Here is a 22,001-nt window from a genome sequence, read left to right as displayed (position 1 = left end):
TCGAAGTAACAATGGGTGGCCGCGCCAGTTGATTGGCGTATCTACCGCACCGCCCGCGAGGGGTATTTGAGGGTAGCATGGACCAGGCGAAAACGAACGAGATACAGGACCCCGCCGAGGTCGACCGGATCATCGCGGCGGAGCTGGAGAGCCTGCTCGATTCTCCGATGTTTACCCGCTCGCCCGTGCTGTCGCGTCTGCTGCAGTTCCTGGTCGAGCACCGCCTGCGCGGCGGACGCAGCTCGCCCAAGGCTTATGCGATCGCGACCGAGGCGCTGGGCCGCAGCGAAGATTTCGATCCGGCCGTCGACAGCTATCCCCGGGTCATGGTGGGGCGGCTGCGCAGCCTGCTCGATCGCTATTATGCCGATACGCCGTGGGTTCACCGCCTTCGCGTTCCCCAGGGCAGCTATGAAGTCGTCGTCCAGTATCGCTCAGCGCCGCCGGCAGCGCGATCGGCGGAAGAACCATCGGCCGACGATGACGTCAAGACCGCAGGCGCCGTCGCCGGAGGCGCGGGCCGCGCGGCGGTTCCCGGCGGCGCCCGGCGCGCGCCGGACCGCGGTGCTCGCTTCGGCCGCTGGATTGTCGTCCTCATCCTTCTCGCGCTCGCGCTTTTCACGCTCTGGACGCTCCGCGGCGAGGCCGACCGGTTGTTCGTCGGCGATCCGGTACCGGTCCCCTTGATCGAAGTCAGCGCGCCCGTCGCAGGAAACCTGCCGGAATCTCGCGCTTTGGCGCGGGCACTCGACGGAAAATTGCGCGATGGGTTGCGTCGTTTCGACCTCGTCGACCTTTTGAGTGCGAAGGCGCCGGGCAGCGCGGCCGTCGGCAAAAGCGATTACCGGCTAGATACGTCGATCGTCCGCACGGTCGAGGGCAATACCGACGTCACGCTTGTGCTCAACCGCGTCGCGGATCAGCGCGCCATCTGGTCGCAACAATTGCGCCTGACGCCGGATGAAACGCCCGAATTCGTCGCCATCGAGCCGCTCATCGCGCAGCTTGCTGGGGACTATGGGGTCATCGTGCGCGATCAGGTTCAACGTCAGCCCGACAATTTCTCACCTGGCTTTCCGTGCCTCGCGCAGTTCAACCGGATGCGCCAGATGCGCAATGTGGCGAACGCGAAACCCGTCGACGCGTGTCTCCGCGCGACGGTCAAGGCCAACCCGCGCGATCCGGTCGCACTCACGGCATTGTCGCTCGTGCGTTTTGGAGACTGGCAGCCGCAACGCACGACGCCCGCGGGGCGTGAAGCCTTTGCGGAAGCCCGGGCACTGGCGCAGCGTTCCTATGAAAACAGCCCCAATTCGTCCGCGGGCCTGTTCGCAATGGCGCGCGCCAACTTCTATGCGGGCAACTGTGCTGGCGGCAACGCGATGGGTGACGCTGCGATCGGGCTCAATCCCTATGATGCCGACATGTCCGGGTTTCTTGGGTTGTTCAAGATGACGTGCGGGATGGGAACCGAGGGCGAGGCGCTGCTCCGCCGGTCGCTGCAGCTCGATTCCTCCTATCCCGGCGTTCCCGCGGTCACGCTCGCCTTCACCCTGTCGCAGCGCGGCGAACAGGAGGAGGCGCGCCAGATCCTCGATCATATGCCGTCGCCGAGCAATATGGAGCCGCAATATATGATGGTGCGGGCGATCGTGCAGGCACGGCAGGGACAGGTGGCGGAAGCGCGTGCTCAGTGGCAGCGCCTGCTCGCCTATACACGCCAGCCCGCCAGTGCGACGCCCGAACAGGTGCTGGGCCGGTTCATCATCACCCCGGTCGTGATCCAGCGTGCCGCGATGGCGCTTCGCGAATCGGGCGTGGTTCCCGCGCCGGCGGCGCCTTGACGCTGCGCCGGGCGCTGCGCAAAGTGCCGCTATGCTTTCGCTTCTAGCCCTGCTGACCTCGGCCGCATCGCCGGCCCCCGCCGCGGTGGCGGTGCATTTTGACCGCGAGGGAAAGGTCGAGGCGCGCGTCGCCGAAGGGCTCGCCGACCGGGCTAGCGGCCGCGCAGTCACACCCGAGGATCCCGTCCGCGTGGCGTCGGTTTCGAAACTCGTCGTGGCGCTCGGCGTGTTGCGGCTGGTCGAGGCAGGTAAGCTCGATCTCGACCGCGACGTGTCGGATTATCTGGGCTGGCGGCTCCGCCACCCCGCCTGGCCCGACCGCCCGATCAGCCTTGCGCAGTTGCTGGGGCATCGGTCCGGCCTAAACGACGCGACCAATTACGCGCTGCCGCTGGACGCCGACCTGGAGACTGCGCTCGCCGACCCGGCGGCGTGGGACAAGGCACGTCCTCCCGGCGGCGATTTCGCATATGCCAATTTCAATTACCCCGTCGTCGCGGCGGCGATCGAGGGGGCGACCGGCGAGCGTTTCGACACCGCGATGACGCGGCTCGTGTTTCGCCCGCTCGGTCTCGACGCCTGTTTCAACTGGCCGACTTGCAGCGACGCGGCGGTCGCACGCGCTGTCATACTCTACGATGCCGCCGGCAATGTGGTGCGTGACGATCTGAAGGGAACGCGGCCGGCCTGCCCGGTCGTGCCGGCGGCGGACGGCGGCTGCGACCTTGGCACCTATCGCCTCGCACGCCACGGCGCGGGGTTCAGTCCGCAGGGAGGGCTGCGTATCTCAGCGAACGGCCTCGCGCGCATCGGCATCATGCTGCTGCGCCGCGGCGACGGGTTCCTGAAACCCGAAAGCCTCGCCCGGCTCGAGGCGATGGCGCCGGTTCACCCGACGAGCGGAGAGGGGACGGGCGGCTTCTTCTGCGAATATGGCATAGCTATGCACAGCACGGGCGGCCCGGCGCTGCGCGATCCTGCCTGCCGCGACGGCCTGTTCCGCGACGGCCGCCTGCGCCTCGGTCATTCGGGCGATGCCTATGGATTGCGTTCGGGTTTGTGGTTCGACCTTGAAGCCGGCGATGGCATTGCCTATTTCGTCACGCAGGTGCCGGAGGGGCAGAAAGGGACACGATCGGCTTACAGCGCTGCGGAGGAAGTCTTGGTCGATACGGCGCTTCGCCGCACGGCCGATGCCAGCCCTCTTGCCAGTCCCGCCCACGCGCACTAGGGCAATTTTCAACATTCACGACATAGTCAGAAAAAAGGAACTGTGCATGAGCGATTCGGCCGAAAAGGTTAAAAAGATCGTCGTCGAACATCTGGGCGTCGAAGCCGACAAGGTCACCGAAGAAGCAAGCTTCATCGACGATCTGGGCGCTGACAGCCTCGACATCGTCGAACTGGTGATGGCGTTCGAAGAAGAATTTGGCGTCGAAATCCCCGACGATGCGGCGGAAAAGATCGCCACCGTCAAGGACGCGATCGACTATATCGAAGCGAACAAGGGCTGATTTGGCTCTGTCCGGCCTGGCCGGACGCGGCGGCGACGCCGCCCACGCGTTTCCGGCTTCCCGGTCCCGAGCGTTCGCGCGCAGTGGCCGGGAAGCTTTTTTTATGGATATGCGTCTTCTCAAATGACGCGGCGCCCTGCGGGGGCAGGGGCCGATGAAAGGAATGACTATGCGCCGGGTTGTGGTGACGGGTTTGGGTTTGGTGACGCCGCTGGGCGCCGATGTGGAAACCACATGGGCGAATCTGCTCGCGAGCAAATCGGGCGCTGGCACGATCACCCATTTCGACGCGTCAGACCAGAAATGCACGATCGCGTGCGAGGTGAAGGGTCCTGACCATGAATATGGCTTCGATCCCGGAAAGCGCGTCGACCATAAGGTGCAGCGCCAGGTCGATCCCTTCATCATCTATGGCATCGACGCCGCGGGACAGGCGATCGAGGACGCGGACCTCGAAGATATGTCCGACGAAATGAAGCTGCGCGCGGGCTGCTCGATCGGCTCGGGCATCGGCGGCCTGCCGGGCATCGAAAGCGAAAGCCTGTTGCTCGCCGAAAAGGGGCCGGGCCGCGTTTCGCCGCACTTCGTCCATGGCCGCCTGATCAATCTGATCTCGGGCCAGGTCAGCATCAAATATGGCCTGCAAGGCCCCAACCACGCCGTCGTCACCGCCTGTTCGACCGGCGCGCATTCGATCGGCGACGCTGCGCGCATGATCCGCGACGACGATGCCGACATCATGCTTGCGGGCGGCGCCGAAGCGACGATCTGCCCGATCGGTATCGCGGGCTTCGCGCAGGCGCGTGCATTGAACATGAGCTATAACGACCGCCCCGAACAGGCCAGCCGCCCCTATGACAAGGACCGCGACGGCTTCGTGATGGGCGAGGGCGCGGGTGTCGTCGTGCTTGAGGAATATGAGCATGCCAAGGCGCGCGGCGCGAAAATCTATGCGGAAGTCGTCGGTTATGGCCTGTCGGGCGATGCCTATCATGTGACGGCGCCGCACCCTGAGGGCTCGGGCGCGTTCCGCTCGATGGAAATGGCGCTGAAAAAGGCGGGCATGACACCCTCGGACATCGATTATATCAATGCGCACGGCACCTCGACGATGGCCGACACGATCGAGCTCGGCGCGGTCAAGCGCCTGTTCGGCAACGAAATCGCCAATGTGTCGATGAGTTCGACCAAGTCGGCGATCGGCCATCTCCTCGGCGGCGCCGGCGCGGTCGAGACGATCTTTTGCATCCTCGCGATCCGCGACCAGATCGTTCCGCCGACGCTGAACCTCGACAATCCCGACGAGGGTACCGAGGGCGTCGACCTGGTCCCGCACAAGGCGAAGAAGCGCGAAGTGAAGGCCGCGCTTAACAACAGCTTCGGCTTCGGCGGCACCAACGCCAGCGTCATCGTCAAGGCGATCGACTGAGCCAAAAAGCAACTTCGTCATTCCCGCGAAAGCGGGAACCCAGTGAGCAAAGCTTGCAACCGGGTATCCGCTTTCACGGGAATGACGAGGTAAAAGGGCGCTGTAAAAGCCTCTTTCCTACATCGCGCAGCCATGCTCTATCACCTTGTCGCAGGGCCCGCCTAAAGCGACAAAGGAGGCATTCCGGGCGCGCGCGTCCGTATCTTTTGTCTCCTTTAGGAGCCGAATAGGAGAAAAGCGTGCATCCGTTCCGCTGGCTAACGATCGCGATCTTGGCCCTGCTGCTCGCCGCTTGCTCGGGCGGCGCGCCCAAGGATGCCGAAATCGTCGTCCCGCCAGGCGCGAGCATAGCAAAGGCGGGCGAGATTCTCGAAGACGCCGGCCTCGTCTCGGCGTCCAGCTTTCGCAATGAAGCGCGCTTCTTCGGCTCGGACGATCCGATTAAACCCGGCGAATATAAGATCGAAAAGGGGATGGACGCAGGCGACATTCTCGAACTGTTCCAGTCGGGCAAGACAATCCAGCGCATGGTCATGATTCCAGAGGGCATGCCCTCGATCATGGTCTGGGAACGGCTGATGGCCGAAAAGCGGTTGAAGGGCGAAATCCCCGTGCCGGCAGAGGGCAGCATTCTGCCGAACAGCTATGCCTTCACCACCGGCGAAAGCCGCGCCGCGGTGGTGAAGCGGATGCAGGCCGCGATGGACAAGGCGTTCAACGAACTCTGGGCGAAGCGCACGTCGCGCACCGCGGTCAAGGACCGCAACCAGGCGATGACGCTCGCCTCGATCGTTGAAAAGGAAACCGGCGTTGCCGCCGAGCGCCGCACCGTCGCGGGCGTCTATACCAACCGCCTCGCCGTCGGCATGCGGCTGCAAGCCGACCCGACGATCATCTATCCGATCACCAAGGGTAAGCCGCTGGGGCGGCGTATCCTCCGCTCCGAGATCCAGGCGGTGAACGGCTATAATACCTACAGCATGATCGGCTTGCCGCAGGGCCCGATCGCCAACCCGGGCAAGGCTTCGATCGCCGCGGTGCTCGATCCCGAGGCAAACGATTATCTGTTCTTCGTTGCCAAGGGTGACGGCGGGCACATCTTCGCGCGCACGCTCGCCGAGCATAATGCCAATGTGCAGAAATGGTATGCGCTCCGCCGCGAGCGCGGGGAGATGGAATAGCCGCCCGCTGGCGGTTCATGGGAGAGGGCGATGCGAAATCTTCCGTTCTATGTGCTGCTTTCGCTGGCGATGACCGCCTGCATGGCGAATGGCGGCAGCGCGGCCGAACAAGCCGGCGGCGTCCATATCGAGAGCGGTCCCCGGCTGGGCGCACCACGCGCGACGCATCAGTTGGTTTCGACCGGAAAGGGCCAATTGCTCGCGATCGGCGGCTGCGTGCGCGCAGGCTGCGAAGCGGGGCCGGCGAGCGCCACCATCGATATAATCGATGCTTCGACCATGACGGTTTCCGGTACCGGCCACCTGCTCGCCGGGCGTATCCAGCCTTCGGCGGCGGCGCTGCCGGATGGGCGCGTTCTCGTGCTCGGGGGATGGGTCGGGGGCCGCGTTTCGGCGACGACCGAAATTTTCGACCCCGTGACCGGCAAGTCGACCGCCGGGCCGACCATGGCGAGCGCGCGCAATGCCCCCGCGGTGATCAGGCTCGCCGACGGCCGGATCCTCATCGCGGGCGGCTATGATGGTGCGGATGTGCGCGCCGATGCCGAAATCTTCGACCCTGTCTCGGGACGCATGACGGCCACCGGTTCACTCGGAACCGCGCGGAGCGGCGCGACGGCGACCCTGCTCGCCGACGGCCGGGTTCTCGTGACCGGCGGCGGGCGCCCCGATCGCGAACCGCGGCGCGCGCTGGCGAGCGCCGAGCTGTTCGATCCCGATACGCAGCGCTTCCTCCCTGCCGGCGCGATGGCGCAGGGCCGATACAAACATGGCGCGGTTCGATTGGCGAATGGCGACGTCCTTGTGCTCGGCGGCTCGGACGAGCGCGACTATGGCGGCAAGCTTCGCTCGGTCGAGCGCTTCGATCTCGCCACCGAACGCTTTGTCGCCGCCGGCAATCTGGCCGATCCGCGCTTCAAGATCGCCGACGGCCTGTTGCTGCTTCCCGATAACCGTGTCCTCGTCGCGGCAGGCGACAGCGCGCCAGAGATTTTCGACGTCGACGGCGGCACCGGCACGCGGCTCGATTATGATCTTGGCGGGCAGTGGAATTATATGACGCTGGTCCGCGCCGACGCGCACACCGCGCTGCTCGCGGGTGGCTATCGCGAGGGGCGGATCGAGCCGACCGACCAGAGCTGGATCATCCATTTGTCGAAGGGCTGACATCATGCCGACCGCCAAGCTGTTCCTCCATGGCGTTCCCGACAGCCCGCTCATCTGGCGGCCGTTGCTGGCGGCGCTCGACCTCGGCGATACGCCGGTTGCCGTTCCTGCCCTCCCGGGTTTCACGGGTCCCTTGCCGGCCGGTTTTGCCGCGACGAAGGAAGCCTATGCGGACTGGGCGGTGGGTGAGGCGGAGGCGCTGGTGGCCGTACACGGCCCGATCGATATCGTCGGCCACGACTGGGGCGCGCTGATCGCGCAGCGCGTCGCGATGCTGCGTCCCGACCTGATCCGTAGCTGGGCGGTATCGAACGCGGTGATCGATCCCGATTACCGCGGCCATCGGATCGCGCGCATCTGGAACACGCCCGTGCTCGGCGAAATCTTCATGGCGCTCAGCAAGGCCGACAAACTCGCCGAGGGGCTGGCGGCGCAGGGCATGCCCGCGGACATCGCGCGCGAAGAGGCTGAGCAGTGGAGGAACAAGGACAAGCGCCGCGCGATCCTGAAACTCTATCGTTCGGCCAATGGACTGAGTTTCGAGCATGACTGGGCGCGCGACATCGATAAGCTCCCCGCAAACGGTGCGCTGGTCTGGGGCGAGGGCGATCCCTATGTCGAACTGGCGGTGGCGCAGCGTTTCGCGACGAACACGGGCACCGCGCTGACGGTCATCGAAGGGGCAGGGCATTGGGCGATCGCCGAACGGCCCGCCGAAGTCGCCGCGGCGCTTCGGGCGTTCTGGGATGGGCTTTAGGAATTTGCCGGTTAATCGCTTTGGGCAATCATTCTAAGCCGATTAATCGATTGGAGCGCGCCGAGCGTTTCGGGCATTGGTTGTGGCAACGAGAAAGGGCGTCCCATGGACGACGGCAAATCTCCCCCGAAACTGCCTCGTCCATCCCTTCTCGTATCAGCCGGCCCGGGCTTCCCCCCTCCCTACCGGACCGCTGGCGCCGTGCCCATCATCGTGACTGCGACGATGGGTGCGGCGGACCAGCGTCTTTTCGACAATCTGCGCGCCGCGCATTTTCCTCCCGAGCGCAATCATCTCGCGGCACATATCACGTTGTTCCATCAGCTACCGCCATCGTGCCTCAACGAGCTCGACCGGCTGATTCATCGCATCGCCGCCGACACGCCGCCTCCGACAGCGAGTTTGCGCGAAATCTATTCGCTTGGCGGCGGTGTCGCCTTTCGCATCGACAGCCCGGACCTGATGGCGATCCGTGAGCGCATCGCCGATCATTTCGTCGGGGCGCTGACGATGCAGGATCGGGGAACGCCGCGGCTCCACATCACAGTCCAGAACAAGGTGCCGGCGGCCGCGGCGAGGGCACTGATGCTGGAACTGGCCGCTGATTTCCGGCCGCGGGCGCTGACCATAGCGGGACTCGCCGCCCATCATTATCTCGGCGGCCCGTGGCAACCGGCCTTCACACGGAATTTTCGCGGAGCGCGCACATGATATTGACCAAGGGCGGCGCCCTGCCTATAGGCGCTGCTCGCCCGTCGCGGCGACCCTTCGGGGCGGAGTAGCTCAGCCGGTTAGAGCAGCGGAATCATAATCCGCGTGTCGGGGGTTCGAGTCCCTCCTCCGCTACCAAAAATCAATTTTTATCGCTTTGTTGGCGCAGCTCAAAAATGTGTTGAGTGCGAACTTGTCCAAGAAGTCGGGTTTTACAGCGGATTTTTCTGCCTAGATTTCAAGGCTTCAAAGAAAATGATGCATCTTCAAATATTTACGTGAAACCGCGATTCCCCGATGGTGGGAATCGGGAAATTCGCGTGAATTTGGAACTTGATCTTGTGGTCGTCGCTCAAACCTAGACAGAGGCGGCTGGTCACGCGCCGCAGGACTCGCGGACGATCAGGTGAGTCGGCAGATAGTCGAGAAACTGTTCGGAATGTGCGTCCATCACCTGTGATACCAGCCGTCGGCCCGCCTCCAGCGTGTCTTGCTGGATCGTCGTCAGTGCCGGGGTGCTCAGCCGCGCGAGCAGCATGTCGTCATAGCCGACGACCGAGACGTCCTTGGGGACCGAGAGGTTGGCCTTGCGCAATGCGCGAATGGCGCCGAGCGCGATGAGGTCGCTTGACGCAATTATGCCGTCGAACTTGCGCCCGCGCGCGAGTAGCTGGCTGAGCGCGCGTTCGGCGGACTCGAAGCCGAAATCGACACGAATATCGAGCGCGGGATCGGCTTCCAGCCCGTTTGCTTCCAGCGCTTCGAGATAGCCCTGGCGGCGCTGCATCGCCTCTGGGTCGCTGCTGCCGAGGAAGGCGATGGCTTTACGGCCCAGTCGCGCGAGGTGAAGCGTCGCGCGGCGGCCACCGAGCACATTGTCCGACCCGACCGAGCGATATTTCTGCCCCGGCAGGTGCGCGCCCCATACGACAAAGTTGCTATTCGTGTCCGCAAGCTGGTTGAAGCCGTCGTGGAGCATGCTCTGGCCGAGGAAGATTACGCCGTTGGCGCGACTGGTGGTCATCACCGCCATCAGGTCGTCGACGTCGCGCGGTGCCGTGTGGCTGACAGTGAAATCGCAGTCGCGCGCGCGCGCCGCCTCGCCGATACTGGCGAGCAGTTCGAGGAAGAAGGGGTGCGAGAGTGGCAGCGGGCGGCCGTGCATATGCGGCGTGACGACGACGATCGACCCTTCGGATCCCACCGGCGCCGCGGGCATGTAGCTGCGGAACGGATAATTATGCTCGCGGGCGAGCGCCCAGACTTTCTTCTTGGTATTCAGGCTGATCAGCGGATGGTCGTTTAGTGCGCGCGATACGGTCGAGATCGACACACCGGCCATCCTTGCCAAGTCTTCCAATCTCGTATTGTTGGTGCTCATAATGATGCCATCCGTGCCTGACGTCGGGATGCGATAGCACAGGAAGGGGGAGGTAATGCAAGATTTGCATGCCGACGTCCCGCCAAAGAGCGGGGATGGGGCTGCGTCGCGCGGCTTTGCTGCGACGAATTTGCACATCTGGAATATGTGTTTTGCATTGTTTGGCATCCAGATCGTCTGGGCGCTGCAGAATGCGAACACGACGCGCATCTTCCAGACGCTGGGCGCCGATGTCGCGGCGCTTCCCGTGTTGTGGATTGCGGGACCGATCACCGGGCTGATCGTCCAGCCGATCGTCGGCCATCTCAGCGACCATTCGCGCTCGCGCTTCGGCCGCAGACGTCCGTTTCTGATTATCGGGGGGATGCTCACCGCAATCGCGCTGTTCGTCATGCCCAATGCGGCGACATTATGGGCGGCTATCGCGGCGCTGTGGTTGCTCACCGCGTCGATCAACATCGCGATGGACCCCGCGCGCGCGCTGGTGGCGGACAATCTGCCGCACGCCCAGCGCGCCAAAGGCTATGCCGTGCAGGTATTTTTCATCGGCACGGGTGCGGTTTTTGCTTCGTCGCTGCCGTGGATGTTGGTGAACTGGTTCGGGGTTGCGGGCACCGCGGACGGCGGCGGGCTGCCACCGTCGGTGCGCTATGCCTATTATATCGGCAGCGCCTGCCTTTTGCTGTCGGTGGTCTGGACCGCCCTGTCGACGCGTGAGCAGTCCGCAACCGGGGCGGTTGCTGCGGAAGATCGGCCGGCGCCCCCGCCCGGGCCGATCGTTCGCTTCAGCCTCGGCGGCCGGACGCCGGCGCTGGCCGGCGCGGCGCTGTTACTGCTTGCGCTTTTGCTGCGCTGGCAATGGGAGGTAATCGTGCTCGCATCGGCCGCGCTGCTGGGAGGCGTCGCCCAACTCGCGGTCGGCCGTCGACGCGCCCGCGGCGACCGCTCGCTCGGACTGCTTCAGATCGGCGAGGATTTCCAGCGCATGCCGGCCGCGCTGCGGCGGTTGGCGGGGGTGCAATTCTTTACCTGGTTCGGCTTGTTCGCCATGTGGATCTATGCGGCGCCTGCCGTTGCGCAACGGCATTTCGGAGCCACCGATCCGGCGTCGGCACCCTATGCCGTCGCCGCCGATTGGGTGGGCATCCTGTTCGCGACCTATAATGGTGTCGCCGCGATCGGCGCGCTCGCGCTCCCGGCAATATCGGCGCGGATCGGCGAGCGCGCGACCTATGCTCTGTGCCTGCTCGGTGGTGCGACGGGCATGGCGGGATTTGTCCTGGCGCCAGGGCCGGAATGGCTGTGGATCGCCGCGGCCGGTATCGGCGTCGCCTGGGCCGCCATCCTGTCACTGCCTTATGCCATCATCGTCAACGCCGTGCCGCCGGGCAAGGTCGGCGTCTATCTCGGCATCCACAATATATTCCTCGTCATTCCGCAGCTGGTTGCCGCGATTTGCCTCGGTCCCATCGTGCGCCATCTGTTTGGAGGCGAGCCGGTGCTGGCCTTGGCACTGGCGGCACTTTTCCTTGCGTTGGCCGCGCTCGCTGCGCTGCTTATTCCGCACCCGGAATCCTGACGATATCGGGCGCAGCCAACGAAAAGACGAATTTCCTGAAGTCATTTGTGCAAATATTTGCATAAAGTAATTGCGATGCAAACGTATGCGGATGGCACGCGCATCCAGGCCCATTGCACTGGATACGCGATTTAAAATTCTGATATATAGTCATTTTATCGAGAATTTTTGGTCCTCGAAAAGAGTCTTGCCATTTGTGCAACAATACGCAAAACCATGCAAATGGTCGGCGGGCGTTTCCGCTTTGCACCGCTAAAAGGAAAAGCCCCGCAAAAGGGGTGTCCGTGGGAAGGGGAGAGCGATGAGGCTCAAGGGATTCGCGAATTGTCGTGGGCGCGTGCTGTCGAGCGGTGCCTCGCTGTCGGTACTGGCTGTCGGCCTGTTGATGACGTCGCCGGCGATGGCGCAGGACACGCCCGAGGGCGCTTCGGGCAACGACGAGATTGTGGTCACCGGCGTGCGTGCCGCGCTGGAGGATGCCGCGGGCCGCAAGCGCGACGCGCTGACCGTCGTCGATTCGGTGACAGCGACCGACATCGGTGCCTTTCCCGACAAGTCGGCGGCCGAGGCGCTGCAGCGTATTCCGGGCATCACGGTCAACCGCCTGCAATCGGCCGATGACTCGACGCACCCGTCGGGAGAGCCAACTGACGTACTCATCCGCGGCCTGACCAACGTCCGCACCGAAATCAACGGCCGTGACAGCTTCTCGGCCGACGCCGCGCGCGGGCTGCAGTTCAACGATATCGCGCCCGAGCTGCTCGCCGGCATCGACGTTTACAAGAACCAGACTGCCGACATGATCGAGGGCGGGATCGCAGGCTCGGTCGATCTGCGCACGCGCGTGCCGTTCGACCAGAAGGGGCTCGTCGTCACGGGAACCGTCCGGATCAATTACGGCGATCGCTCGGGGCGCTGGACGCCCGAATTCTCGGGATTGATCAGCAACACTTGGGATACCGCGATTGGTCGCTTCGGCATCCTCGCCAGCTATGCGCAAAGCCATGTCGTCACGCGAACCGAGAGCGTGATCATGGACAAGATCGATACCTATTGTTCAGCGGGCTTTGGTGCCGCTGGCCCCGATGGCGTCGTCCGCGCCACACCCGGTGCGGATGGCAGCCTTCCTTGTACCGCCAATCCGTTCGGCGGAACGGGCTGGGCCTATGCGCCCGACGGCATCCGCTATTCGCAGGTTGACTATGACCGCAAACGGCGCGGCATCGCCGGCGCGCTGCAATATGAAAACAACTCTGGCAGCCTGCGCGCGACGATCCAATATATCGACTCGCATTACACCAATGCTTGGCTTGAGCGCGCCAGCCACGCCATTCTCGACGGCAACTATTTCGGCACGCGCGCATACAACCCGCGCACCGGATCGTTACTCGCGGGAAGCAGCGGGCTGACTTTCGGCCCCGACGGCATGCTGACCGGAGGAATCCTGACCCAGCCGCACGGCAGTTTCAGCGGTACGACAGAGAGCGTGCAGGCGGCGATCAACGCGGGTTCGGCGGTGACGGGCCAGCCGTTCGTCAATTATTGCGGACCGGGTCCGGGCGGCAATTGCGCGACGCAGCGCGACGGGCTGTATTTCCAGAACGAGGCGCGCAACTTCGACCATCGCGAAGGGACGCGCGATCTGTCGGCAAATATCAGCTGGGACGCGAGCGACCGGCTGCACTTCGATCTCGACGCGCAATATATCGACGCATCGACCTATAATAACGACATATTGGTCGCGACCGGATCGATGGCCGATTACGATTATAGCGTGAACGGCGACGGCACCCCGCAGGTGACGTTGCTCCCCGGGTCGAACGTCAATTATGCGCAAGGCGGCCTCGCCAATGCGCATAATTACTGGATCCCGTTCATCCAGGGCCATGTCGAGGACAATGACGCCAACGAACTCGCGCTGCGCGGTGATGCCGAATATGATTTTCCCGACAGCGACTGGCTAGATTCCCTGAAGGTCGGCGTGCGCTACGCCGACCGCAAGCAGACGGTGCGTTATTCGACCTTCAACTGGACGCCGATCGCGGCCAGCTGGAACTGCAATGGACCGGGCTTCAACGCCGACAATACGACGGGCGGCGCTTATCCGACCGGAACAGGCAATTGCGGCGGCAATGCCGGTCATGCTCCGTTCCAGGGCTACGGAGCGGGCATCTGGGAATCGCAGAGCCTCGGCGACTTCTATAACGGCAGCGCTTACCCCAATGGGCCGCTCGTCTTCCTTAATCGCGATACGCTTCGGGATTTCCCGCGCCTGATCCAGTCGCTGAGCGGTGCAACCACCGGGTCGCCGCTCGGCACGGGCTATACCGCGATCTGCGATCGCCCGGAGGCGACCGTCGACGAATGTTTCACCCCCGGTGAAAAGCTGCGCGTTCGCGAACAGACCGAAGCCGCCTATGCCATGATCAAATTCGGCGGCGGCGACAAGCTGATGCTCGGCAGCGTCAATCTGCAGGGCAATGTCGGCCTGCGCGTGGTGCGCACGAAGATCACAAGCACCGGTAGCGTTGCGTTCCCCGCCGCAAACATCTTCGACAATCTGGTGCCATGCAACACGCCGCTGACCGGCAACAATGTCGTCAATCCGCGCTGCTATCTGACGCCGGAGATCATCGCCTTCGCCAACGGCGCCGCGGCGGAAGATCGCTATAAGACGACGCGCACAGACTGGCTGCCGAGCCTGAACCTGCGTTTCGGTTTCGATGACAAGACCTTTGTCCGCTTCGCTTATTCGCGGGCGATCTCGCGGCCGCAAATGGGTTTCCTGCGCAACACGCTGGCGATTAATGCGCCGGTTATCAATACGACCGCAGATTCACCCTATGTCGTGTATAATTCGCCGACCGCAGCGCACACGCCGGCAAATGTCACGGGCTATAATTTCGTGTTCCTGGCCAATTCGGGCAATGCGGCGCTGAAGCCGCTGCGCGCGGACCAGTTCGACCTGACCTTCGAGCGCTATATGGGTTCGAACAGTTCGATCACGGCCGGGGTCTTCTACAAGAAGCTGACGAACGCGATCTCCTTTGGCCAGTTCGGCCGCGACGTCTCTAACGGGACATCGACCCAGACGGTGCAGATCAGTGGGCCGAGCAATGTCCGGAAAGGCGGCGAGATCTGGGGCGGCGAAGTGGCCTATCAGACCTTCTTCGACTTCCTGCCTGGCCTGCTCAGTGGGCTCGGCATGCAGGCCAACTATACCTATGTGCATCAGTCTGGGATCAACAACTCGAACCTGTTCACGGCTTCGTCGAGCGGCGACGTGGGCGCGTTCGGCGCGGGCCAGCAGTCGCTGGGCGGTACCGGGTACGTCCTCGACTCGCACAAGCTCGCAGGAATATCGAAGCACACGTTCAACCTCGTCGGACTATATGAAAAGGGGCCGGTCGGGCTGCGTGTCGCCTACAACTGGCGGTCGCGTTACCTGACACAGAACCTCGACTGCTGCATCGGCTTGCCGGTGTTCCAAAAGGCGGCTGGCTTCCTCGACGCTTCGCTGCGCTTCTCGCCGACGAAATGGTTGGAGCTTTCGGTTGACGGCACGAACCTGCTCAACACGACGACAGTCTATGAACAGCAGGTGTTCGGCGACTCCCCGCAGACGCCGGGGGCGGCGGCGAAATATTTCGACTCGGCGTGGAGCCGCGTCGACCGCCGCTTCCAGTTCGGTGCGCGCGTGAAGTTCTGATCCTCCACTGGGACGCGGCCGTTCCCTTGCGGCGGCCGCGTCTTCGTTTCCAAAGGGAGTAAGGAACCGGTCATGGCCGCGCACGCACCCTATCGTATCGTCATTTTGGGCGGCGGCACCGCGGGCTGGATGTGCGCATCGGGGCTGTCGGGCCTGCTTGCGGCGGCCGATTATGACATCACGCTGATCGAGAGCGACGAGATCGCGACAGTCGGCGTGGGCGAAGCGACGCTGCCGCATATCAAGACCTTCAACGACATGATCGGCATCGACGAAGCCGAATTCATGCGCGAGACGGCCGGCACCATCAAGTTGGGCATCGAATTCGTCGACTGGTTGCGCCCCGGGGTGCGCTATATTCACCCGTTCGGTACCTTCGGCGATCGCTGGACCAACGCTGACTTCCAGCATCACTGGGCCCGCGCGCGGCTTGCGGGAACCGACAGCCGGTCGTTGCAGGATTACAGCTTCGCGGTCGCGGCGGCGCTTGCCAACGGTTTCGAGCACCCGAACGGCGATCCGAAATCGATCCGCTCGACCTACAGCTATGCCTATCATTTCGATGCCGGGCTGTACGCCGCTTATCTGCGCAAATGGGCGACCGCGCGCGGGATTCGAAGGATGGAGGGCAAGGTCGTCGACGTCGTCCGCGACGCCGAAAGCGGCGATGTCGCGAGCCTGACCCTCGCCTCGGGCGCGGAGATTTCGGGCGATCTATTCGTCGACTGTTCGGGCTTTCGTTCGTTGCTGCTGGGGCAGACGATGGGCGTGCCGTGGATCGATTGGAGCGAATGGCTGCCGTGCGACCGTGCGTTCGCGGTGCCCTGCACCGGCGTCGAACCGCTCACGCCCTATACGCGCGCGACCGCGCAGCGCGCGGGTTGGACCTGGCGCATCCCGCTCCAGCACCGGATCGGCAACGGCTATGTCTTTTCAAGCCGCTTTTGCAGCGAGGAGGAAGCCCGGCAAACCGTGCTCGGCGCCATCGACGGGGATGCGCTCGACGAGCCGCGCCTGCTCCGCTTTCAGGCGGGGCGCCGGCAGGTGGGCTGGGCGGGCAATTGCATCGCCGTCGGGTTGGCGAGCGGATTCCTCGAGCCGCTGGAGTCGACCAGCATCTTCCTTATCCAGGCGGCGACGATCGACCTTGCCGGCTTGATACCGCGGCGTGGCGAAAAGATCGATCCGCGCATGGTGCGCGAATTCAACCGGCTATTCGCTGTCCACTATGACCGGACGCGCGATTTCCTCGTCCTCCACTACACCGCCAATGAACGCGTCGGCGAACCCCTGTGGGATCATGTGCGCAACATGCCGCTGCCCGACAGCCTCGCGCACAAGATGGCGCTGTTTCGCGAAAGCGCAGCGGCGCCCGAATATCGGCTTGGCCTTTTCTCGCGCGATAGCTGGCTGTCGGTGCTCGAGGGGCAGGGCGTTCTGCCGTCGGCGGCAAATCCGCTAACCCATCGTCTGTCGGCGGCAGATTTGCAGGCACGGCTCGACGATCTGGCCGAACGGATCGCGGTCAACGCGGCCGACATGACGCCGCACGCCGAATTTCTTGCAACCTATTGCGCGTCGGAGGCCAAGGCGCGGCCCGGTATCCCGGCGAATGCGGCATGAGCGCGGTGCGCGATATCACCTTGCTCGGCCGCGATGCGCCGCTGTGGCTCGCGGCGGCAGCGTTGCGGCGCGCGCTGGCGCCGGCGGGGGTAAAGGTCAGAGCGGTGGCGCTCCCCGATGAAAACGGCCCGGCCGATCTCTACGCGACTCTCCCCGCGATCGAAGCGCTCCACAACCAGATCGGAATCGACGAGGCGGCGCTGCTGCGCGGAGTACGCGGCGCCTTCACGCTCGGCCAGAATTTCGTCGATGCGAGTGGGGCGGGGCGGGCGCCCTTTCTCCACAGCTATGGCGCGTTCGGCACCGGTATCAACGGCGGCGATTTTTTTCCGCACTGGGTGAAAGCGCGCCGACATGGGCTGGGCGTCGGGCTCGACGATTTTTCTCTGACGGCGACCGCGGCGCACAATGGCCGCCTGTTCCTCCCCGACGAGGTCAGCGAGATCTATGGGCGTAGCGACTATGGTTATCACCTGCCGGCTGCGGCTTATGCGAAAAGCCTGAAGGCGATCGCGCGGCACTTGGGCGTCGAGATATTCGAGACAACCGGCGTCATGGTCGAGCGCGGCGACGACGGGATCGTTGCGCTATTGCTCGATGATGGCGGCCGGGTTGAAAGCGCCTTGTTCGCTGATCTGACGCGCGAGGGCCTGCTGCGGGAGGCAACTGGCAGCGCGTTCGAAGCTTGGACTATGCCCGGCGACCGGATGCTGACCGCGCTAGCCCCGCGCTTTGCTGCGCTGCCAGTCTATGCCGAGATTCGCGCGGGCGTGGACGGTTGGACCGGCCTGTTCCCGAGCCTGACCCACATGCATGTCGCGCATGTCTTTTCGGGCGCTGCGACAAGCGACGATGCGGCGCTGCAAGCCGCAGCGACGACGAGCGGGCTGACCTTGGATGCGGTGACCTTCCGCACGTTCACGTCCGGTATGGCGCGCGAACCATGGGCGGGCAATGTCATCGGTCTTGGCGAGGCGGCCTGTTCGTTCGACCCCAGTCACGGACTGGCGTTGCACGGGCTGCAACTGAGTGTAGTGCACCTGCTTGGCGTCTATCCGGCCGAAGGCTACAGCTATGCGGCACGGCGCGCCGAGTATAACCGTGTCATGCGCTCGCACTTCGCTCGCGTCGCCGATTTCCAGGCGGCGCACCTTACGTTGCAGGATTATGCCGGTCCTTTCTGGGATACGGCGCGTACGCTGCCGATTTCGGCCGAGCTGGCGCATATGATCGATTTCTTTCGCGCGCGTGGCGAACTGGCGCCGCAAGAAGACGAAAGCCTGCCACCGGACAGCTGGCGCGCGCTGTTCATCGGACATGGCATTGCCCCCGAAAGCTGGCGTCCGGCGGTCGACCGGGTGCCGCCGCATGAGGTGAATGTCCACTTCCGCAAGATGCTGGGCTTTGTGCGCGAACAGGTGCTGCGTCAGCCGACGCACGACGCCTATCTCGCACGCATCATGCAACGCGCGCATGGTTGAGGCCGCGCGTCTCGGTGCCGCAGCCGCCCGGCGATCGCCGCTCGACGCGCTGCCGCACGTAGCAGCGCGGGGCGCGCCGGCGCCCGCCGATTTTGCCGCGCTCGTGGCGACCGAAACACCCGTCGTCATCAAAGGGCTTTTCGACGACTGGGTCGCGCTGGCGGCCGGGCGGCATTCGCCCGGCCGCCTCAACGCCTATCTTGCTGGCATGGACTGCGGCGTAGCCGTACCGGTAATGGAAGCGCCCGCGCGTGCCGGCGGACGCTTCGCCTATCGCGCAGACATGCGCGAATTCACCTTCACCAAGCGCCAAGCGCCGCTCCGCGATACGCTGGCGCGGATCGAGGGGCTGATCGGGCAGGAGAATGCGCCGACCGTCGCGATCCAGATGCTGCCGCTCGCCGATACGCTGCCCGAATTCGTGCATCAGAACCCCCTGCCGTTGCTCCCCGCAGAGGTTGGTCCGAAGCTATGGCTCGGCGGCGCGGTGAAGACGCAGACGCACAATGACCGTGACCATAATCTGGCATGCGTGATCGCGGGACGGCGGCGCTTCACGCTGTTCCCGCCCGAGCAAGTGGCCAATCTTTATGTCGGTCCGCTCGACAATCCGCCACCGCTGTCGCTCGTCGATCCTGAAAATCCCGATTTTGATCGCTTTCCGCGTTTTCGCGAGGCGATGGCTTCGGCGCGCGCGGCGTGGCTCGAACCCGGCGATGCGATCTTCATCCCAAAATATTGGTGGCACCATGTCGCGTCGCTCGATCCCTATAATGCGATGGTCAATTATTGGTGGGGCGACACGGTCCGGGGGATCGAAAGGCCCAACAACATCTTCCTCGCGGCGCTACTCGCGCTCAGGGATCTCCCGCCGGGCGAACGCACCTATTGGCAGGCGATGTTCGACGCGCATGTGTTCGGCGATCCCGACGCCGCATCGGGACATATCCCTACGGCCATCCGCGGGGCGCTCGGGACGATGAGCCGCGACGAACGCGCGGTGCTGCGCCGGCAATTGATTTCGGCTTTCCAGAAATAGTCCAGGCCTCCCCAGCAAAAGAGAAGAATGCGATGATTCCTAAAACGTCCCTATTGTTCGGCCTGTCGATGCTGGCGATCGCATCGCCCGCCGCAGCGCGCGAATGTACGAAATCACCGGACAAGCGGCTCGAACTGTGCGTTTCGGTCGTGAACGGCGAGGCGCTTTATGAAGTCAAACGTGGCGATGTGACTGTGATCGCGCCGTCGCGACTAGGACTGCGCTTTGCGGGTGAGGCCGATCCGCGCTTTACAGCGGTTGGGAATGCGAAGCGGTTGTCGGTCGATACGACGTGGGAACAGCCATGGGGCGAGCAAAGGCTGATCCGCGACAATCACAACGAGCTGTCGGTGACGCTGGCAGGAGACACGGCGCTGAACAAGGCGGTGGGCGTCATCTTCCGCCTGTTCGACGACGGATTCGGCTTCCGATACGACTATGCGGCTATTCCGAACGGAAAGGCGGTATCGATCACTGCCGACGATACGCAATTCCGCACCGTCGGCGCCTATCAGGCTTGGTGGTATCAGGGGCTCGGCCAGGAACGCGACGAATATCTCTATACCCAGACCGACGCGCGCCGAATTACTCTCGCCGAAACGCCGCTGACCCTGAAAGGCGACAACGGCTTGTATCTGAGCTTCCACGAGGCGGCGCTCGTCGATTTTCCCTCGATGCTGCTCGAGGGCAATGGTGCCGGCACCTATGGCGCTTGGTTGATGCCCTGGCCCGATGGGGTGCTGGCGAAGAAGACTGGGCCGTTCGCGACGCCTTGGCGCACCGTGCTCATCGGCGAAACACCCGGCGCGCTCGCGGACAGCCGCATCACGCTCAACCTCAATGAACCGAGCCAGCTTCCCGACATCGGCAAATGGTTCAAACCCGGAAAATATGTCGGCATCTGGTGGGAAATGCACCTTGAGAAGTCGACCTGGGGCAGCGGGCCGGCGCACGGGGCGAACACCGCCAACGTGAAGCGCTATATCGATTTTGCTGCCAAATACGGCTTCGACGGCGTGCTCGTCGAGGGATGGAACAAGGGCTGGGACGGCGACTGGATCGCAAATGGCGACAAGTTCAGCTTCACCGAAGCCTATCCCGATTTCGACCTTCCCGAGATCACGCGCTACGGCAAGGCGAAGGGCGTGAAACTGATCGGCCATCACGAGACCGGTGGAGCGATCGAAAATTACGCGCGCCAGCTTGATGCGGGATTGAAGCTCTATGCCGATAATGGCGTGTCGCTGATCAAGACCGGCTATGTCCGTCACAGCGGGACGATCGTCGACGGCGAGGGCGAGCAGCAATGGTTCGCGGGCCAATATGCGGTGCGTCACCATCTCGAGGTCGTGAAGCGCGCCGCGAAACTGCATATCGCAATCAACACGCATGAGCCGGTGAAGGATACGGGACTGCGCCGGACCTGGCCGAACTGGGTGAGCCGCGAGGGCGCACGCGGGCAGGAATTCAACGCGTGGGGCAATCCGACGAACCCGCCCGAGCATATGACGATATTGCCCTTCACGCGGATGCTGGCGGGACCGATGGATTTCACGCCGGGCATCTTCGACATAGCGCGGAGCGGCAAGGAGTTGACGCGGCGGGTGCAGTCGACGCTGGCGACCCAACTCGCCGAATATGTCGTCCTCTATTCGCCGATCCAGATGGCGGCCGACCTCCCGGAAAACTATGAAGCGCAGCCGGGCGCCTTCCAGTTCATCCGCGACGTGCCCGCCGACTGGGAGCAATCGAAAACGTTGCAAAGCGTAATCGGCGATTATGTGGTCGTTGCGCGCCAGCCGCGCGGCGGGGGCGACTGGTACATGGGCGCGATCACTGACGAGGAAGCACGCAAGATCACGCAGCGGCTCGATTTCCTTGCACCGGGCAAACAGTATGAAGCGCAAATCTATGCCGACGCTCCGGGCGCTGACTATCGCACCAATCCGTCGGCGCTGACGATCCGCAAGCGCAACGTGACGAGCACCGACGATCTCGATCTGGACATGGCGCCCGGGGGCGGAGTTGCGATCCGTTTCAAGCTGCTGGGTCCCCGTCGATAATTCGGTGGGGCTGTAATCCGGATCGCCGGAAAAACTACGCTCGATAACCGATCCACGGAAATCTTGAAGCAAGGCCGCTCGGCCGAAAATATGCCTGAAGGCGATTTGGCTAAAATCCCCGGTTCTTTCCCATATCGTTGTCGATGGGGCAGTTGCTGCGAACTATAGCCCTTATCTCGCGGCCCTTGATTAAAATTGGGAAGCGTTAGGACTTGTTTGATCGCGGTAAACGCGAGAATTATCGCGAGCATATTGGGTTCACATTTGCGGACGGCCGGGGCTTTTGTCGTGGCGCAAGTCGCCATGCCTCATAGCGGGCGTGATGACGCTCGGCCGTGAAGCTTAGTATTCTATGAATTGATCGGTGCTGCTTTCGGGACTTTATGTCCAAGATGAAGCGGGCGTTTGCGGTCGGGCCTCATTTTTGGTCGCTTCATCTTCGCGTGCGACGGGCCCGTCTGTGCAGCGGTGCGATCCGAAGATTATTCATTCCACATGCGATAATCGGATCATTTTATCATAG

15 protein-coding genes and 1 tRNA gene are annotated in these 22,001 nt (G+C 63.6%); 15 read left to right on the top strand and 1 reads right to left on the bottom strand.

What is annotated here, in order from left to right:
* Nucleotides 1-77: 77 nt before the first annotated feature.
* The 9 genes from SC1_RS13405 (at nt 78) to SC1_RS13365 (ending at nt 8,741) form a co-directional block, all read left to right on the top strand.
* Nucleotides 78-1,844 carry a hypothetical protein gene (locus SC1_RS13405; protein WP_062182517.1) on the top strand — a complete coding sequence of 589 codons (1,767 nt, stop codon included), beginning with the start codon at nt 78-80 and terminating at the stop codon, nt 1,842-1,844.
* A gap of 31 nt (nt 1,845-1,875) precedes the next feature.
* On the top strand, nt 1,876-3,075 hold the full coding sequence (locus SC1_RS13400) for a serine hydrolase (protein ID WP_062182514.1): 1,200 nt from the start codon (nt 1,876-1,878) through the stop codon (nt 3,073-3,075).
* Nucleotides 3,076-3,121: 46 nt separating this feature from the next.
* Complete coding sequence (locus tag SC1_RS13395) at nt 3,122-3,358, top strand: acyl carrier protein (protein ID WP_003039428.1); 237 nt, start codon at nt 3,122-3,124, stop codon at nt 3,356-3,358.
* A gap of 169 nt (nt 3,359-3,527) precedes the next feature.
* The gene (fabF, locus tag SC1_RS13390) at nt 3,528-4,787 is read left to right on the top strand and encodes a beta-ketoacyl-ACP synthase II (RefSeq protein WP_062182512.1); all 1,260 of its coding nucleotides are present in this window, start codon (nt 3,528-3,530) and stop codon (nt 4,785-4,787) included.
* A gap of 239 nt (nt 4,788-5,026) precedes the next feature.
* Entirely contained in the window at nt 5,027-5,968 is a 942-nt protein-coding gene (gene mltG / locus SC1_RS13385) for an endolytic transglycosylase MltG (RefSeq protein WP_062182509.1), read from the top strand.
* Between the two features lie 30 nt (nt 5,969-5,998).
* Entirely contained in the window at nt 5,999-7,135 is a 1,137-nt protein-coding gene (locus tag SC1_RS13380) for a kelch repeat-containing protein (RefSeq protein WP_062182504.1), read from the top strand.
* A gap of 4 nt (nt 7,136-7,139) precedes the next feature.
* Entirely contained in the window at nt 7,140-7,892 is a 753-nt protein-coding gene (locus SC1_RS13375; RefSeq protein ID WP_062182501.1) for an alpha/beta fold hydrolase, read from the top strand.
* Between the two features lie 225 nt (nt 7,893-8,117).
* Complete coding sequence (locus SC1_RS13370; RefSeq protein WP_062182499.1) at nt 8,118-8,603, top strand: 2'-5' RNA ligase family protein; 486 nt, start codon at nt 8,118-8,120, stop codon at nt 8,601-8,603.
* 61 nt (nt 8,604-8,664) lie between these two features.
* Nucleotides 8,665-8,741 (top strand) — tRNA-Met (locus tag SC1_RS13365).
* 238 nt (nt 8,742-8,979) lie between these two features.
* Here SC1_RS13365 and SC1_RS13360 read toward each other — a convergent pair.
* Complete coding sequence (locus SC1_RS13360; RefSeq protein WP_062182496.1) at nt 8,980-9,984, bottom strand: LacI family DNA-binding transcriptional regulator; 1,005 nt, start codon at nt 9,982-9,984, stop codon at nt 8,980-8,982.
* A 55-nt stretch (nt 9,985-10,039) separates the two neighbouring features.
* Between SC1_RS13360 and SC1_RS13355 the strand changes: the two genes are divergently transcribed.
* From SC1_RS13355 to SC1_RS13330, 6 genes are all read left to right on the top strand, one after another.
* Nucleotides 10,040-11,563 carry an MFS transporter gene (locus SC1_RS13355; RefSeq protein WP_238586692.1) on the top strand — a complete coding sequence of 508 codons (1,524 nt, stop codon included), beginning with the start codon at nt 10,040-10,042 and terminating at the stop codon, nt 11,561-11,563.
* Nucleotides 11,564-11,864: 301 nt separating this feature from the next.
* Nucleotides 11,865-15,272: a TonB-dependent receptor gene (locus tag SC1_RS13350; protein ID WP_062182492.1), complete on the top strand. Its 3,408-nt coding sequence runs from the start codon at nt 11,865-11,867 to the stop codon at nt 15,270-15,272.
* A gap of 72 nt (nt 15,273-15,344) precedes the next feature.
* Entirely contained in the window at nt 15,345-16,895 is a 1,551-nt protein-coding gene (locus SC1_RS13345; protein ID WP_062182489.1) for a tryptophan halogenase family protein, read from the top strand.
* Nucleotides 16,892-18,376: a tryptophan 7-halogenase gene (locus SC1_RS13340; protein WP_062184162.1), complete on the top strand. Its 1,485-nt coding sequence runs from the start codon at nt 16,892-16,894 to the stop codon at nt 18,374-18,376. The genes SC1_RS13345 and SC1_RS13340 overlap by 4 nt, the downstream gene beginning before the upstream one ends.
* Nucleotides 18,369-19,415 (top strand): cupin-like domain-containing protein, encoded by a 1,047-nt coding sequence (locus SC1_RS13335; protein ID WP_062182486.1) that lies wholly within the window; start codon nt 18,369-18,371, stop codon nt 19,413-19,415. The genes SC1_RS13340 and SC1_RS13335 overlap by 8 nt, the downstream gene beginning before the upstream one ends.
* Nucleotides 19,416-19,447: 32 nt before the next feature.
* A complete protein-coding gene (locus tag SC1_RS13330; protein ID WP_062182483.1) occupies nt 19,448-21,478 on the top strand; it encodes a glycoside hydrolase family 97 protein in 2,031 nt (676 codons plus the stop codon).
* The last annotated feature ends 523 nt before the right edge of the window (nt 21,479-22,001 follow it).

The organism is Sphingopyxis sp. C-1 (assembly GCF_001047015.1).
Classification (GTDB): domain Bacteria; phylum Pseudomonadota; class Alphaproteobacteria; order Sphingomonadales; family Sphingomonadaceae; genus Sphingopyxis.
This window is presented reverse-complemented; position numbering and strand designations above follow the sequence as displayed.